This window comes from Lacihabitans soyangensis, from assembly GCF_024343775.1.
Taxonomy (GTDB): domain Bacteria; phylum Bacteroidota; class Bacteroidia; order Cytophagales; family Spirosomataceae; genus Leadbetterella; species Leadbetterella soyangensis.
The window spans coordinates 22,312-38,374 of record NZ_RJUF01000031.1; the positions used below are offsets into that span (position 1 = coordinate 22,312).

Annotated in this window: 13 protein-coding genes and 1 pseudogene; 4 read left to right on the plus strand and 10 right to left on the minus strand. The window is 36.6% G+C overall.

Translation table 11 applies throughout. The features are described from left to right. Positions 1–1,350, plus strand: a complete 1,350-nt coding sequence (locus EGI31_RS11230; protein WP_255037328.1) for an SWIM zinc finger family protein — start codon at positions 1–3, stop codon at positions 1,348–1,350. A 5-nt stretch (positions 1,351–1,355) separates the two neighbouring features. Here EGI31_RS11230 and EGI31_RS11235 read toward each other — a convergent pair whose 3' ends face one another. The 9 genes from EGI31_RS11235 to EGI31_RS11275 form a co-directional block, all read right to left on the minus strand. Then, positions 1,356–2,261, minus strand: coding sequence for a hypothetical protein (locus EGI31_RS11235; RefSeq protein WP_255037329.1), 906 nt, complete (start codon positions 2,259–2,261; stop codon positions 1,356–1,358). A 41-nt stretch (positions 2,262–2,302) separates the two neighbouring features. Continuing rightward, positions 2,303–3,160, minus strand: a complete 858-nt coding sequence (locus EGI31_RS11240) for a C1q-like domain-containing protein (RefSeq protein ID WP_255037330.1) — start codon at positions 3,158–3,160, stop codon at positions 2,303–2,305. 4 nt (positions 3,161–3,164) lie between these two features. Next, positions 3,165–5,435 carry a VWD domain-containing protein gene (locus EGI31_RS11245; protein WP_255037331.1) on the minus strand — a complete coding sequence of 757 codons (2,271 nt, stop codon included), beginning with the start codon at positions 5,433–5,435 and terminating at the stop codon, positions 3,165–3,167. Then, positions 5,432–6,796: a hypothetical protein gene (locus EGI31_RS11250; protein WP_255037332.1), complete on the minus strand. Its 1,365-nt coding sequence runs from the start codon at positions 6,794–6,796 to the stop codon at positions 5,432–5,434. Before EGI31_RS11250 ends, EGI31_RS11245 begins: the two co-directional genes overlap by 4 nt. Positions 6,797–6,799: 3 nt before the next feature. After that, positions 6,800–7,099 (minus strand): LytTR family DNA-binding domain-containing protein, encoded by a 300-nt coding sequence (locus tag EGI31_RS11255; RefSeq protein ID WP_255037333.1) that lies wholly within the window; start codon positions 7,097–7,099, stop codon positions 6,800–6,802. A gap of 118 nt (positions 7,100–7,217) precedes the next feature. Continuing rightward, the gene (locus EGI31_RS11260; protein ID WP_255037334.1) at positions 7,218–9,095 is read right to left on the minus strand and encodes a sensor histidine kinase; all 1,878 of its coding nucleotides are present in this window, start codon (positions 9,093–9,095) and stop codon (positions 7,218–7,220) included. 80 nt (positions 9,096–9,175) lie between these two features. Further along, complete coding sequence (locus EGI31_RS11265; protein WP_255037335.1) at positions 9,176–9,922, minus strand: LytR/AlgR family response regulator transcription factor; 747 nt, start codon at positions 9,920–9,922, stop codon at positions 9,176–9,178. Between the two features lie 131 nt (positions 9,923–10,053). Continuing rightward, positions 10,054–10,395, minus strand: coding sequence for a P-II family nitrogen regulator (locus tag EGI31_RS11270; RefSeq protein WP_255037336.1), 342 nt, complete (start codon positions 10,393–10,395; stop codon positions 10,054–10,056). Between the two features lie 14 nt (positions 10,396–10,409). Beyond that, positions 10,410–11,663 (minus strand): ammonium transporter, encoded by a 1,254-nt coding sequence (locus tag EGI31_RS11275; RefSeq protein WP_255037337.1) that lies wholly within the window; start codon positions 11,661–11,663, stop codon positions 10,410–10,412. Between the two features lie 397 nt (positions 11,664–12,060). On the opposite strand from EGI31_RS11275, the gene EGI31_RS11280 reads away from it, so the two are divergent. Next, positions 12,061–13,059, plus strand: coding sequence for a glycerophosphodiester phosphodiesterase family protein (locus EGI31_RS11280; protein WP_255037338.1), 999 nt, complete (start codon positions 12,061–12,063; stop codon positions 13,057–13,059). Between the two features lie 21 nt (positions 13,060–13,080). After that, positions 13,081–13,569, plus strand: a pseudogene (locus tag EGI31_RS11285) (glycoside hydrolase family 16 protein); the annotation flags it as partial. A 43-nt stretch (positions 13,570–13,612) separates the two neighbouring features. On the opposite strand, the gene EGI31_RS11290 reads toward EGI31_RS11285, so the two are convergent. Continuing rightward, on the minus strand, positions 13,613–14,200 hold the full coding sequence (locus tag EGI31_RS11290; protein ID WP_255037339.1) for a hypothetical protein: 588 nt from the start codon (positions 14,198–14,200) through the stop codon (positions 13,613–13,615). A gap of 126 nt (positions 14,201–14,326) precedes the next feature. On the opposite strand from EGI31_RS11290, the gene EGI31_RS11295 reads away from it, so the two are divergent. Then, complete coding sequence (locus tag EGI31_RS11295; RefSeq protein ID WP_255037340.1) at positions 14,327–14,842, plus strand: RidA family protein; 516 nt, start codon at positions 14,327–14,329, stop codon at positions 14,840–14,842. The last annotated feature ends 1,221 nt before the right edge of the window (positions 14,843–16,063 follow it).

Below are 16,063 nucleotides of genomic sequence, written 5' to 3' on the forward strand. Positions count from 1 at the left end.
ATGACAACAACTGCTGAATACTCTTACAACGAATCTTCACTATTAGAAAAAATTGACAATAGGAACAATCTTATCCTTTCTCATCAAACAGAATTGGAAGAAATAAATAAAATTCCAACTTTCTTTTGGGGTAGAATGAGGGAACCATATTTAACAGCTAAATGCCTATTAACTGTAGCCAAAACAGTAAGGTCTAAATTTGCTCTATCGACACAAGAATTAGCAGCTTTAAGAGACCCAATAGTTACTGCTGGTGCTGAACAAATAAGATTTGAAGGTTTTTCTTCATGTAATGGCGTTTATGCTCGCTTGGATATTTTACCCGAAGGACTTGATGGTGAGTTCGTGGCAAGTGGAACAACAAATGTTGATTTTAATGAACCAATGTTGAATGCACTTAACTTAGTTCAAAAAAATGAAGAGGTAATTCTTAGTATTGGGCATGATAATGTTACTGTTATTTCAGAGAAAACAAAGGCCGTTGAAAAGAAAGTGAAGCTACCAAATAGGTGGTTAAAAGGGTTAACAAGCGTCCAACACTATTTAGCGGAAATGAATGAAGTATTTGAACTAAACAAAATGCAAGCGATTCAATTGTTCCAAAGTTTACCAAAAACTAATATTAAAAATGATTTATTTTTAGTTCAAAGAGCTGGAAAATTTATTTTTTCCCCTTTACAAAGTAATCCTAGCGTAAGAATTGGAAGTGCTCATAGATTAAGAGTAATGGATAATATTCTTCCTTTTATTTACTCTATTAAAGTCTATGAAAGTGATGACAGTCAGGCTTCTTGTTTCGTTGCACTGATCGGTAATTTACAGATGATTTTTTCTTTCTCGGCTGATGCATATAGGGGCTTTTCGGGAGAAGGTAAAGCTCTGGAAAATTTAATAGAAGAAGTCCCAATTGAATGGATTTATGGTATTAATAGTATTTTCAAAGGGAATGAGGTCTTTAATAGCACCAAATTGTCAATCGAAAATGATATTGACTTTTCAACTATGGATAGTCTTACGGCAAATTTATCAAGCATGGGTTTATTAGGGTTTGATGTACTGAATAACCAGCATTTTTATAGAAGACTTCCATTTAAAACTGAAAGAATATTAAGTTTAAACCCTAGATTAAAGAATGCAAAAAAAATAGTTTCAGAGAATGATGTTATTATTGTAATAAACACACCAAGTCACATTGAAGCAATAGTAAAAGGAAAGGATGTAACACACAAAGTTTTAATTGAAAACGGAATTGGAAGGTGTACTTGCGAATGGTTTACTAAACACCAAACAAATCGAGGAATGTGTAAACACATGTTAGCAGTAAAGATGATGACTTCAAATCAAGAATAAAAAATTTACTTTACTTTTAAATCATAAACTTCATTAAAAACCTCTACCTCCACATTCTCAAATATACCATCGGAGAAACGGTGTTTTAGTTTTGGAGTGCCGAGTAGTTTTACTTCTTTCAATTCACCCGAAATTTTGCCAGAAATGATGGCTTTTTTGGAGGATATTTTTTGCCATTTTGTAATTTCAAGACTGAAATCGGTGTTTCCTTTTCCATTTACAAAACCATACATTTCGGTATTAGTTGTATTTCCATCGGCCGTACCACTAAAATTAACTTCCATGTCTTTTGCTGTATATTTGGCTACCGATTCTTTCGGATAAAAGATTTGGATGGTCAGATTTCTATCATCTGGCTCATCCACGGCTCTAAATTGGAGTTGCAAATAGGGCTTTTCTAACAAGTTTTTTACGCCCTTTCGCCAATAGCTTGCTCCCTTGTAGGTGACTTTTCCACGAAAAGGCTTTCCGTCGAGCGTCGATTTGAAATTGACACTTGCTGTAACTTTCGCTTCTGCATCAGCTTTTATGCTCGCAATATTAGGTTTATAGCCTAAAGAATAGGCTTTATAGCCAGCTCTTAAATAGTCTTTTCCTGTACCCGGGTCTTCGGTAAATGTTAGGTCAAAAAAGCCATATTCGCCAGCTTTTAATAGTTTAACTTCATCATCACTATCTCCTTTAATTTTGGTAATGGTGGCAGTGAACTTCCTACCCGTTTCTGCATAAATTTCTATTTTGTCGCCTTTTTTGATTACTCCTGTAAGGATTTTCAAGTTCCCGAATTGTTCGGTTGGTTTGTCACTTAAAAATAGGGTGCCTACTTCGGCGGTGAAGGATTGGGCAAAAGAATAGGCCCCAAACCCCCAGAGGAGGAATAAAAGAATGAAAGAATTGAGTAGTTTTTTCATTGTATATTTAACTTTATAGACTTTAAAAATCTTCTATATCTTTACAATACTTTAAAGCCAATTATACTTGGGCGTATGTTTAGGCTAGCCCCAGACACTTGAAAAAAACTAAAGTGAACTGTATCGTTTTGGTTTAAATTAATTATATATTTGGTTTCAATATTATTTCCGTAGCCATTGTCTGTGCTAAAAAGGTAATGAGTGGTTTTCCATTGAGACCCATTTTTAAACATTCTTATAATAGATGGATTAAGACTTGTTTCAGAAGGGGTAATGCCAATATCAAGCTTTAAATTAAATGTATAAACCCCAGGTGTAGGGGCCGTAAAAACACCCGAGCTAGTGTTGAAACCATTACCAAAGTTAAAACTAACACTTGCAAAGCCACTTAATATAGTTTCGGTATTGTTATTATAGCCTGCTATATTACCGTTAGCTTCAAAACCTACTTTTTGGTCTTCCCAAGCTGGTGTGGCATTGCCTCTAGAAACTAAAACACTTCCCGCAGGTCCAACACTTTCGTTCTCAGCTTGTAAAGGGCCTGAAAGTCTAATTCCATTATTTGCATTTATTTTTTGAAAAGCGGTGATTTGCCCAGAGGTTCCATCAATCCTAAATTGAGGAAGGTTATTTGTATAAAAGTCTATGTTATGATTGTTTTTAGAACCTATTTCTAAATGATCTCCAATAACTTGAATATAACCTTTAAAATTTAAGGCATCATAAAAAGTCACATATGGGCTAGCACCTTGAAATCTTGCTACTTCACCTGGCTTATTGATATGAAGTGGGACGGCAGTGTTAGTGTTTTGCCCTATTCCTATACTGTTTGGAAGGGTGTTAACTTGAGAATACCCAATGATTGGAAAAATTAGTAAAATAAAAAATAATTTTTTCATGAGTTTACTTTTGAATTTTAATATCGATATCATAATATGAAATTTTTGTAACAGGATTAATACCAGTACCCACTATCCTAAAAAGTCCTTGCTTGCCTTCTTTGGTAATAAAGGCGAAAACATTTTGGTTATCTATGCCTCTATCAAAATTTTCGATTACGGCTTGGCCATTTTCGTACTCTGAGTTTTTATTGAGTTTGCTCTGTAAAAGCGTATTTATTCCAGCAGAGTTCTGTGTATTGTAGAAATCCAAATTGGTAATTTGTAACTTAAAAGCTTTGTCTGAACCATTAGAAAGTTGTATCATACCTGTATTCCAGATACTCCAAGGAATGGTTTTCAAAACATCATTTAAAGAACCTACGCCACACGAAAACCCACAAGTTTTTAGATAAGCGAAAGTGCAAATAGAATTTTGGATAATGTCATAAAAAGCTACGGCATCAATACCATTAATTGATTTTGCTTGTGCCAAAGTGTAGGTTTTACCCTCATCAAAATCTATTGCATTTTTTATATCAATTTGGTTCTGACGAGTACCTGTTTCTATTCTTACATTTTGAAAATAGTTAATATCAGATGAAACAGGCAAAGAGGTCATGGTAGCTAAACTTTGACTCCATTTGGCCGATTCTGCAAAAGAAATATCGCCTGTAAGGCTCACATCATAAATGCATTGACTTAAATAAGGCTCTCTGTTAATGCCTGCTTGTCGGCATTTACTTTCGGCCTGTTGTTGGGCTGAAAGACTAAATGTAAATTCTTGGTATGGGAATTTGACATCAGTAAAACTTAAAGAATTTTTGCCACTTTCATAAGTGAATATGGATTCCGCTTGTTTAATTCTCCAGGCGTCTGCGTAAGTGGGGTATAAGCCTTTAAATGAGCGATCGGTCAATGGTTTGCCATCTGATAATACCAAGTCGTTATTTCTATTACCATCAAAGTCACCCAAAAGACCTTTTAATTTACCTTTTCGAGCGTCATTCAAATAGACCAAATAATCAATCCGAGATTTGTATCTTATTAGGACCTCATCTTTGGTGGACGAATAAACCCTTATTTCTTCTGCATTTTTAGTAACCAAGGTATTATCCGAAAGACGTTTTGATACAAAAGTCTCGTTTTGAACTTCACCATTAATCAATAACCTAAATGGATTTGAGAATACATTTACAACGTCTTTGTCGAACCTCACGGCGATTGCTGTGTTGATTGTGGCTCTTTTTTCATTGGCGTTCATGGGTTCTTGTCGCACTTGAATCAGCAATTTGTCTGTTGTGCTTTGAACAGCTGTAAATTCGCCATGACCCATAAAATCATAAGCAAATCCATCGTGAGTGGTAAGATGTGGGTCGCCCTGACCTCCACCCACACCATCAAGTAAGCCCCTTGTTTGGAGTTCGTCGTTGCACTCACAGGCCTTGCGTGTAAGCCAGGTATTGGCCACGGTCTGCCCGCAGTTCGACAATGCCTGGCCTGTTTCGCTCACGATATTCGAAAAACAACTTTGCTCTGCTCCGCCGGCTTCGGGACATTGAATTGCAGGCCTATTGTTTTGTAGGTTGTCAATCAATTTTTTGGTTTCACTACAGGCGTCCAGAGCGGTGCGACCCGCCGTAAAAGTCGCCAAAATACCCAATTCTGGAGCAGCCAATAGAGCCACGCCTGCTGTGATACAACCAGCAATATTTTGCCCAATATATGCTCCAGCGGCAATACCGCCTATGGTTTTATCACAGGCCAAAATGCCTTGACCTCGGCCACTTTTGGTATAGTCTATGCCATTGGCAAAATAGGCTTTGGCCTTTTGAGCCAATTCGAGATTTCCTTCAAACATGACCTCGCCTTTTTTTGAAGTAAGCTCCTTTCCGTCAGACTTTTTCTTAACAGAGATATCAAATTTTGTTCCTTGATAATTGCTAAATTCAATGATAAAACCAGTGGATGTTTCAGCTTTTGAAGGTAAAAAATCAGCGTTGAAGTCATACTTTATCCAAGCATTATTGGTGGTATTTACCAAAATCAATTTTTCAAAATTGGTCATTTCACCTTTGGTGTTTTTCTTGCCAGAGGCTATGACTTGCAGTTTTTTGTCCTCGTATGATGCTACATAACCTACCGCCAAGTTAGGGTTGGTAATAATGGCTTGCTGGGCTTTGGCCAAAGAAGCTGGTTCGGCAAATTTGAAGTTCGATGTTTCAGTTACTGGAACTGATTCTTTCGAGCAAGATAGAAGTATTACTGTGGTAACCAAATAAAGTATCTTTTTCATTCTTTATAAGTAATAAATGCTTTAAATGGTACATCAGCCAATCCTGAGCTGTTCAAATTTTTATTGAGAATGTACAGATTCCCTGTGGCCCAATAATAATTATATTCTAAAGAAGGATTTCCGGTATAATTTGGTGGGATAAATTGGTTGTTGACCTCTGCTGATACCACTATTGAAAGTATTTGGGTGTCTGTAAGTCCATGTGGGTAATTTCCATTTGCATTAGCGGCTGGCATTTTTCCAGAGATTTCCTTCATTTTGATTTTTGGGGCATCGGTGCCAAGTCTGGTAAATCCATCTATCACTAAGCGGCTATCAGGTGATAGTGTTTGGGAAGTGTTTCCTAGACCCACATTGCCATTTCGGAGAATAGTAAGGGCATTGCTGCGGGTTGTATTGCTGTTTCCATTTCCAAGCTGGAATAATCTATCTGATGAGGATTCAAATGTCTGAGGATTATCAGACATTTCATTGAAAAAACCTAAAGTCAATGAACTTCCACTTTTTGACACCAAATTGTTTCCAAATACCATTGCATTTGTTCTCGCTATATTATTTTGATGGCCAATTGCAACATTGTAATAACCTGAAAGAACATTATTATTACCAAATATGTAATTTAAAGATTTGGAAGAATTTTCATTTCCAATTACAGTTGTATTGAAAGATTCACCCACCTCATTGTTATTCCCAAATTCAAAAACATCTTTGAAAATGGTTGAAGAAGGGTTGATTTTGCCAATTCTTAGGTTATTGCTCTTGGCATCATAACTAAACACTTTTCCTCCTGATCCGTAATTTATATTTGCTGAACTTTCGATTATTTTCTGATATTTAATCTCAAAACCCTGGCCAGCACTCATGTCGGTGTTAGTTTTAAAATTAATATAAAATCGATATCCGGCTGGAGTAAAATTTGGAGTTAAATAAAAAGGAGGTGGAATTTGATTACCTGTAAACATAAAAGTCTGGGTACTACCTGAAATAAACACAGTATCTCCTGTTCCCAGATCAATAGAGTTAAAGGTAAAAAGAATTGGAGAGCCGTCGCCACCTGCATGAATTGTAAGGGCACAATTTAAGGCACTGCCCGGGAGATAGGGATTGTTTCCATTAGGGTCTTTGACGATTCCTGCAGAGTCAGAAGTAGTGGTCGATGTCGGACAAACTAAATTTAATACATTTGAATTTGGGTTAACATTTACTAGATTTAATTTTTCCTCAATCAAAAATCCTTTTCCAAATACTTTGAGCATTTCATTATCAGGATTGATATTCATTCCCACCGAATTTGGCGTAAGGGTAATCTGTCCCCAAGAATATTGGCTCAGTAATAAAAAAATGGCTAAAAGCTTTTTCATATTTTAAATATTTAAATTTTTACCTAACCTTCTGCTAATGAGTCCTTTTCGGCCAGATGGAGAAATGAATTCTTTTCCGAATATTTCAATATTGGCTTCTGGATTAATCAGAAAACTCCTGTGTACACGTACCATGGTTTTACCAAAACGTTCTTGGAGTTTTTGGAGATTGGTAGACACCAATATTCTATTTCCGTTTTTTAGAAAAATATGTGAGTAACTAAAGTCGGCTTTAATGAATTCTATTTCATCTACCGGCAAAAAGGTTCGAGATCCCACATGGATGGCGTTAATTAGATTCATGTCTTTCAAAATCGTTTTGAGATTTTCAAGATGAATCTATAGTATGAATGCATACCTCACCAGTCAGACTGGATAATTGCCAGAAATGACTAAATATGTTGTCGATTTGAGTAAATAACTAACGCAGCTCAGGAATTTCAATTCTCACACTGGTACCTGTAGGATTTTTGTGGTCCTCGTAGCTTACTGTTATGTTCCATTGATATATATCAGAAATAAGCTCTAGACGACTTTCAATGAGTTTTTCACCCATGGAATTATGATTGCTTTTTTTCTGGCGAGAAGCAGCTTCACGACCAATACCGTTGTCATGGATGTTGATTACCAGATTTTTGTCAAGTATTTTCATGCTTAGACGAATCGTTCCCTCCCGATCAAGACTATTGAAGCCATGTTTTATGGCGTTTTCTAGATAGGGTTGTAGGATAAATGCCGGCACATTCCAATCTTGTAAATTTATGTTTAAGTCTCTGTCTATGTGGTAGTTGAATTTTCCGTCAAATCGTTTCTGTTCTATTTGTAGGTACCTTTCACAAAACTCCACCTCGTCTTTCAGACTTATGAGATGCTCACGGCTTTTTTCAAGTATTGTGCGTATTAAATCAGAGAAGTCTGTTAGGTATTCAGTGGCTGCTCTTGTGTCTTTTTGGATTATAAATGATTTGATGGAGTTGAGGGTATTGAACAAGAAATGGGGATTAATTTGCGACCTCAAAAGGCTCAATTCGGTGATGGCGTACTGCCTCTGAAGCCTGATTTGCTCTGTTTGACCTCTATAAAACTCCTGAACAATAGCCAATGAATAGAGCATGACCTCGGCAAATACCGCAAAATTGAACCAATAGTTGGGATAAAAAAGAAACAAATCGGAGGTAGTTTTTGAAATACCCAAGGTACTTCCGAGATATCCCAAAATAACCCCAACAAACAGTACAATACTTGCGGCTTTTAGTAGATTTGGAACATAGAGGTTTTTCCAGTAGAATATTCGGATGATCAAATAAATACTCGATATCAATACACATACCTCTGTGAGAATTGAATGGTAAAATTGTATGTCATATGCTTTTAGGAGCATAGATATGATAACTTCTATTACAGAAAATATTCCAAAAATTAATAAAATGATTTTGAAGAATATCTTTTGTTCACGGTTTCCTCTGTTTTTGACATCCATAAAATCACGCAAAAAGAGCATGTAGAATATTTGAGTGCCCAGAACATAAAAATTTTGGCGGAGGTCGATTTTTAAATATGGGATGATATTGAGAGGTGTCACGGTGAATGGCGAATTAGAAAAACCGTAAACGTGGAAGAGTAGCATAAATAGCAAATAACCAGAATAATAGGAAATGTATGTTTTCTTGGTAAAATAATATAGTGCTACTGCAAGAAGAAAAATATAGAAAAGTATACCATATAAAATGCTGTTGATGAAAAACGCTGTGCGATCTTGATAAACATTTTCTAAACGGTTTAGGGCCTCCTGTTCCAGTGTGAAAACAGCTGGATTGAATATGAATTCCTTGCTCGGTAGATCTTCGAATTTTAGGAAAATTTCTGATGTTTGGCCAGACTTTATTTCGGTTTTTATATATCGGTAGTCGTATTTATAGGGTCTTTCCGACTCTTTGAGTTTTTGACTCACTTCGCCTAATTTATTGAGCTTTCCGTTTATTGATAACCAAGCTTGTTGTTTGAGCATATCGCCTGCCGTAAGTAGTACTGGGATGCTTTTGTCAGACGAATTTTTGATTATAAATTTTAGAAAAAAGCCATATTTATAATTAGAAGTGAGCAAACGCGGGAATTTATAGCTCTCTACAGATCTGAAATTTGCCTTTAAAATATCACCAGGAGACTTCTTTCCGGTACTATCTACCCAAACAAGCACATGTCTCGTGGTGAAAGTTTGGTTTAAGGCGATATCCAAAGTGTCTTGTGCGTAGACACTTTTAATTAAGAAAATTAGAATTACCAAAACGAAATAACGCACTTCCAAATGGTTTGATTTCGAAAATTAAGTATTCTGACCAATTCGAAAAACGATTTTCTGATTTTTACAACGAGTGGAAGTCAGAAATCGACTTTTATTATGCTTAGCAACTTGGGTTTGTTTGCCCTAGAAACAGAATGTACCTGACCATCTGACATTTCTACTTGTCCGCCATCACCTTTAATGTATTTTTTGATCTCTTTGATTTGCACTAACACCGAATTGTGAATCCGTACAAACCGTGAAGGGTCAAGTATTTTTTCAAAATCACCAATTGTTTTCGAAACCAGCTTATCTTTTTTGCCCACTTTTAATGTTGTGTAATTACCTGATGCTGTGAGGTATAGCAGCTCGTTGAGATTCACCATTTCGAAACCTTCCATAGTAGGAATTGCCAAATGGTTTGCCTTATCGCCTTCTTTTTTCATACTTTCCAAAAGCACATCAATTCTCGATTCCGTTTTGGAGCCTACTCTTGTCCTAAGTCGTTCGGCAGCTCTTATTAATTTATCTTTTGAAACTGGTTTTACGATATAATCTACCGCATAAAAATCAAATGCGTTTATGGCGTATTCTTGATGAGCCGTAACAAACACCACTTGGTAGTCGATGTTTTTCTGACATGAAAGGAATTCAAAGCCAGACATCACCGGCATAGTTACATCCAGAAACACTACATCCACCCGGTTTGTCGTTAGATATTTGAGTGCTTCAATGGGCGATTTAAACTCGGCAATCACTTCAATATCAGGGCAATATTGTTCTAAATCGTATTTTAGGATGGTAGCTCCTGCGGGTTCGTCGTCTAGGATGAGGGCTCTCAGCATATTTACTAATTAACGACTCAAATTAGTGATTTTTGGTTAAAATAGAAATACCTGCCAGCGGTTTTTATATTAAGGTTAATGTTTAAAAAATAAGCCAATCTCGATGTGAAATTGGCTTTTGGTTCTTTGGTTTATTTAATAGCTCCACCGCCTCGTTCTCGATTTCGAATTCTGACAGCATCATATACGTCATAAACAAATATTTTTCCGTCGCCTATGTTTCCTTCAGAGGCATTGTCCAAGATTACATCTATGCATTTTTCGAGATTTTCGTCGCTTACTACGCAGATAATCATCACTTTAGGTAATAGTATCATAGGTTTTTCGGTACCTCGGTATATCTCCGAATAACCTCTTTGCAGGCCAGCACCTTTTACGGGCATTACGGTCATACAAGGTATATCTGCAGCAGTGAGTCCCTTTTGTATGGCTTCCAGCTTTGATGGTTTTACTATCGCTTCTACTTTTTTCATATTTCTAATTTTTATTATTCAAAAGTTGTGTAGGCCTCAACTCCAAACTCCACAGCGTCTATTCCGGCCAATTCTTCTCGGTGTTTGATACGTATGCCCATGGTTTTTTTCATTACAAATATGATTAAAATAGTGGCAATAAACGAAAACAGACTTAGGACCACTACGCCCAATATTTGAACACCTAGAAAATCAAATTTTCCTGAAGATAAAAGTCCTTTTTCTTCTGCAAATACTCCAACGGCCACCGTGCCAAAGAAACCGTTCACGCCATGAACAGCTATGGCTCCCACTGGGTCGTCTATTTTTATTTTGTCTATCAATACCACACAAATATCCACAAATACACCAGCAAAAAAACCGATAACGATGGCTGAATTCGGACCAACTACGTTACAGCCGGCGGTGACGGCCACCAAGCCAGCTAACACACCGTTGATTACCATCGTGATGTCTATTTTTTTGTAGCGAAGCATAGTGTAAGCCATGGTAGAAACACCACCAGCTGCCGAGGCCAAAAAAGTATTTACAGCCACTTTGCCTATCATTTCCCATTTTCCAACTGCTCCGAGCGTGGAGCCAGGATTGAAGCCAAACCAACCAAACCAAAGCAAAAACGCTCCGATTGAGGCCAAAGTGAGGTTATGGCCAGGTATGGCATTTGCTGTACCGTCGGAATTGTATTTTCCTTGGCGTGGGCCCAGTAAAATGGCCGCTGCCAATGCCGCAAAGCCACCTACTGCATGAACGGCAGAGGAGCCAGCAAAGTCGTTGAAGCCCATTTTGGCCAACCAGCCGTTGGGATTCCACACCCAATTGGCCGCAAGTGGATATATAAATACACAGAATATGAGTACAAAAACGGCATAGGCCCAAATCTTCATACGCTCGGCAATGGCACCAGACACGATGGAAATAGAGGCGATAGCAAAACCCAGTTGGATAAACCAAAAAAGACTGTTGGAAATGGTGAGGTTGAGGCCTAAGTCGCCGTTTAAAATGCCTGTACCAAAAGCAAACCAGCCGTTGGATGGGCCGTATGCAACCGCAAAGCCAATGGCATAAAATGCGAGGCCACCAAACATGATGTCTATCATCACTTTGGCTATAATACTCATAGAGTTTTTGGATCGGATAAAGCCTGCTTCTAGAAGAGCGAAGCCTCCTTCCATCTGAAAAATAAGTGCAGCACATAAAGCCACCCAGACGCTGTCAATAGCGTGTGTTAGCTCCTTTTGATTAGCAGCTAATTGTTGTATTTCGTCCATTCTTTTTGTTGTACATAAAAAATACACGATTTCGTATATTTTTTAATAATTGTAAAAATATCAGTGCAAAACTAATGGTATATTTTTGATAAAAACAAAAATATGCTTAAAAATAATGAAAAATTAAACATAAGAACAGTCTTTGTTTTGACGAATAATATTTTGAGTTATTGATAAAAATTAGAATTATAGGTAGGAAAAATTTATAATATTAAAATTTAGTTTGCTTTTTGTATCTATTTGAAAACTAAGTGTTACTGTATTCTTGATGTTGACTTATAAACCCTTTATTTTATTCAAAATGTGTTAAGTTTTTTTGAAATTTTGGGTAGTTCTGTATTTTTTGAAGGAATGAAATATATTTTCTTTAACTTTGAAAAAACGACCTTACTTAACAATGAAATTCTCTTTATTTAGTAAAATCCTTCTACTATTTTTTATAACTATCTGTTCCAGCGAAGCTTTTTCAAAGAACCCCAATTCGGTGGTCGCCCATCGAGGAGCTTGGAAAGCCAAAAACTTCCCAGAGAACTCCATTGCATCTCTCAAATATGCCATTTATATCAAATGCATCGGGTCGGAGTTTGATGTACACATGACCGCCGACAATGTTTTGGTGGTAAATCATGACCCCACTTACCATGGCCTGACCATAGAGAAAGTGACATACAAAGAGCTTTTGCCTTTTAAACTCAGCAATGGCGAGAATATTCCGACCTTAAAAGAATACCTGAAAACAGGTAAAAATGCCAATACAAGATTAGTTTGTGAAATAAAGCCCGCTTCGAGCGTAGAAAGAGGCCGTGTGGTGGCACAGAAAGTAGTGGAACTGGTGAAAGCCATGAAAATGGAAAAATACGTAGATTATATCAGTTTTGATTATGAAATGTTATTGAAAATCAGAAGTTTGGATACCAAAGCCCACTTGCAATATTTGAATGGCACAAAGTCGCCCACCGAACTAAAGGCCGACAAAATCAATGGTGCAGATTATCATTACTCGGTATTTAAACGAAACCCTGACTGGATAGCTGAATCGAAAAAACTTGGACTAAGTCTTAATGCTTGGACCGTAAACGATGCCAAGGATTTGGATTGGCTGATAGCCAATGATTTCGATTTTATCACTACTAATGAGCCCGAACTGGCTTTCGAAAGAATAAAAAATGCACCTATACAAAAAGATTGGAAATTGGTTTGGTCGGATGAGTTTAACTACAAAGGCCTGCCAGATGATAAGAAATGGGGCTATGATGTCGGAGGCTCTGGTTGGGGAAATAACGAACAGCAGTTTTATACCGAAAAAGACACCTCAACCGCATTTGTTAACAATGGTATTTTGACTATTTCTGCAAACAAAACCATCAAAGAAAACAAACAATACACCTCTGCCTGATTAGTCACCAAAACGAAAGGTGACTGGCTCAATGGCAAAATAGAAGTGCGGGCAAAACTACCAAAAGGCAAAGGTACATGGCCGGCCATTTGGATGTTGCCTACAGACTGGGAATATGGCGGTTGGCCTGAAAGTGGCGAGATAGACATAATGGAACATGTTGGATATGAGCCTGATACGGTTTACGGAACAGTGCATACCAAGGCGTTCAATCATTCTATAGGTACACACAAAACGGGTTCGTTTTTCATACCAACACCTTACACTGAGTTTCACGAATATGGTATAGAGTGGGACCAAGAAAAGATAGATTTTCTGTATGACGGCAAGAAATATTTCAGTTTCAAAAACACCAAAAAGAACTTTCAAGAATGGCCCTACGACAAGCGTTTTCATTTGATCATGAATATTGCAGTGGGCGGAAATTGGGGTGGAAAATATGGCGTAGATTCTGATATTTTTCCTGCAAAAATGGAAGTGGATTATGTGAGAGTTTTTCAAAAAAAATGAGTTGAGTAAAAACCCAACTCATTTTTGTGCTATGCATTAAATATTATAATGCACCGGAAACCAAATTTACCAATTTGCCTAGTTTTTTCTCAGTAGCTCCAGCAGCTAATTTCCCAAAAAGACCTGATTTGTCTAATTTGCCTACGCTTTTCGTAGTAGAACTTAATAGTTTTGAGAATTGACCCGAAACGCCAGATCCTAATACAGAAGAAGCACTTTGTAATAAATTTAAATTGCTAGTTATGGCTGAACCTTTTCCCAAAAGACTTGACTTACCGCCGCCCAACATATTTTTTAGTCTATTAGCTGCAACTAACATCTTTATTGTGTTTACAATTTTTCCTAAACTACCCGCATTTAGTTTACCTGATGTTGCCAAAGGAATGAGGTTTTTCAATCCACCCACTTGACCAAGAAGTTTTGATTTCATTTCTGCACCTCCAGTATTTGCTTCCTGCTCTAGCATAGAAACGCCTTTGCCTAAAAGATCTGCCACTTGTGAACCATTACCTGAATTACCAGATAAAGAAACTACTTTGTCTAGAATTCCTTCAAGTGAAGACTGTGCAAATGTGTTTGTTGTGAATATCAACAACAATGATGTGATTAAAATTGAGAATGATTTTTTCATAATAAATTGTATTTGTTTTTTTATTATGACGCCTTCATTGTTTGAAAGTGACACTTATTAATGGTGATTTTGAGAAAATTAATCTATTTTTAATTTTCAAATACACTTTAAACCCGAACCAAAATTATGAAACAATTGATTATCAGTTTATTAGTGTTTTTTATTGCACAAAGTGTTTTTTCTCAAAAAATAGAAAAGCGGCTGACGGAATTAAATATAGTTTTACCTAAAGTACAGCCGCCGATTGCTTCATATGTGAATGCCGTAAGAACCGGGAATCTCATTTTTCTTTCAGGAAAGGGGCCAACAGGAGCAGATGGTAAATTTATCACGGGTAAAGTAGGCGTAGACATGAGTTTGGAAGAAGGCAAAGCCGCCGCTAGAAATACTGGGCTCAATCTTTTGGCAGCACTCAAGGCAGAAATAGGCGAACTAGACAAAGTAAAACGAATAGTAAAAGTGCTTGGAATGGTCAATTGTCCATCTGATTTCACCCAACAGCCACAAGTGATAAACGGTTTCTCAGACCTCATGGTGGAAGTTTTCGGAGATAAAGGTAGACACGCACGCAGTGCAGTAGGAGTGGGCTCGCTGCCAGCTAATATGGCGGTGGAGATAGAGATGATTGTGGAGGTGGAGTGATTTGGGATTGTAGATTGGTTGGATTATTTTATTGTTTAAGAATAATTTTGGAAACTCTCTTTGGATTTGGAAAAAAGTGGACTTGAAATGGGATAGATTGTGACGGTTAATCCAAATATTTTGATTGAAATTTTGCAAGAAATAGCCTGGAATGGGTCATGGTGCTGCGGTTTCTGAAGGTTCTATACTAAAGTGTGCCGTTGGGTGGTGAATGGTTGTATGAAGGTAGAAAAAAAGTAGGATTTTTTGTTGATATCGATAAAAATGCCAAGAATTCACGAATTTTCACAAACCAAATCTGAACTATACCTAATTCGTGCTTTATTCGTGAATTCGTGGCAATAAAGTAGATTTTACATTAAAAACACAGAGTCTCAATTTAGGAACTGGGTGTTCGATAAATCTAATAAGAATCTTCACTATAATTATATGATGGTAGAAAAGAGTATGAAGATTTTGTTGATATCGATAAAAATGCCAAGAATTCACGAATTTTCACAAACCAAATCTGAACTATACCTAATTCGTGCTTTATTCGTGAATTCGTGGCAAAAAAGTAGATTTTACATTAAAAACACAGAGTCTCAATTTAGGAACTGGGTGTTCGATAAATCTAATAAGAATCTTCACTATAATTATATGATGGTAGAAAAGAGTATGAAGATTTTGTTGATATCGATAAAAATGCCAAGAATTCACGAATTTTCACAAACCAAATCTGAACTATACCTAATTCGTGCTTTATTCGTGAATTCGTGGCAATAAAGTAGATTTTACATTAAAAACACAGAGTCTCAATTTAGGAACTGGGTGTTCGATAAATCTAATAAGAATCTTCACTATAATTATATGATGGTAGAAAAGAGTATGAAGATTTTGTTGATATCGATAAAAATGCCAAGAATTCACGAATTTTCACAAACCAAATCTGAACTATACCTAATTCGTGCTTTATTCGTGAATTCGTGGCAATAAAGTAGATTTTACATTAAAAACACAGAGTCTCAATTTAGGAACTGGGTGTTCGATAAATCTAATAAGAATCTTCACTATAATTATATGATGGTAGAAAAGAGTATGAAGATTTTGTTGATATCGATAAAAATGCCAAGAATTCACGAATTTTCACAAACCAAATCTGAACTATACCTAATTCGTGCTTTATTCGTGAATTCGTGGCAATAAAGTAGATTTTACATTAAAAACACAGAGTCTCAATTT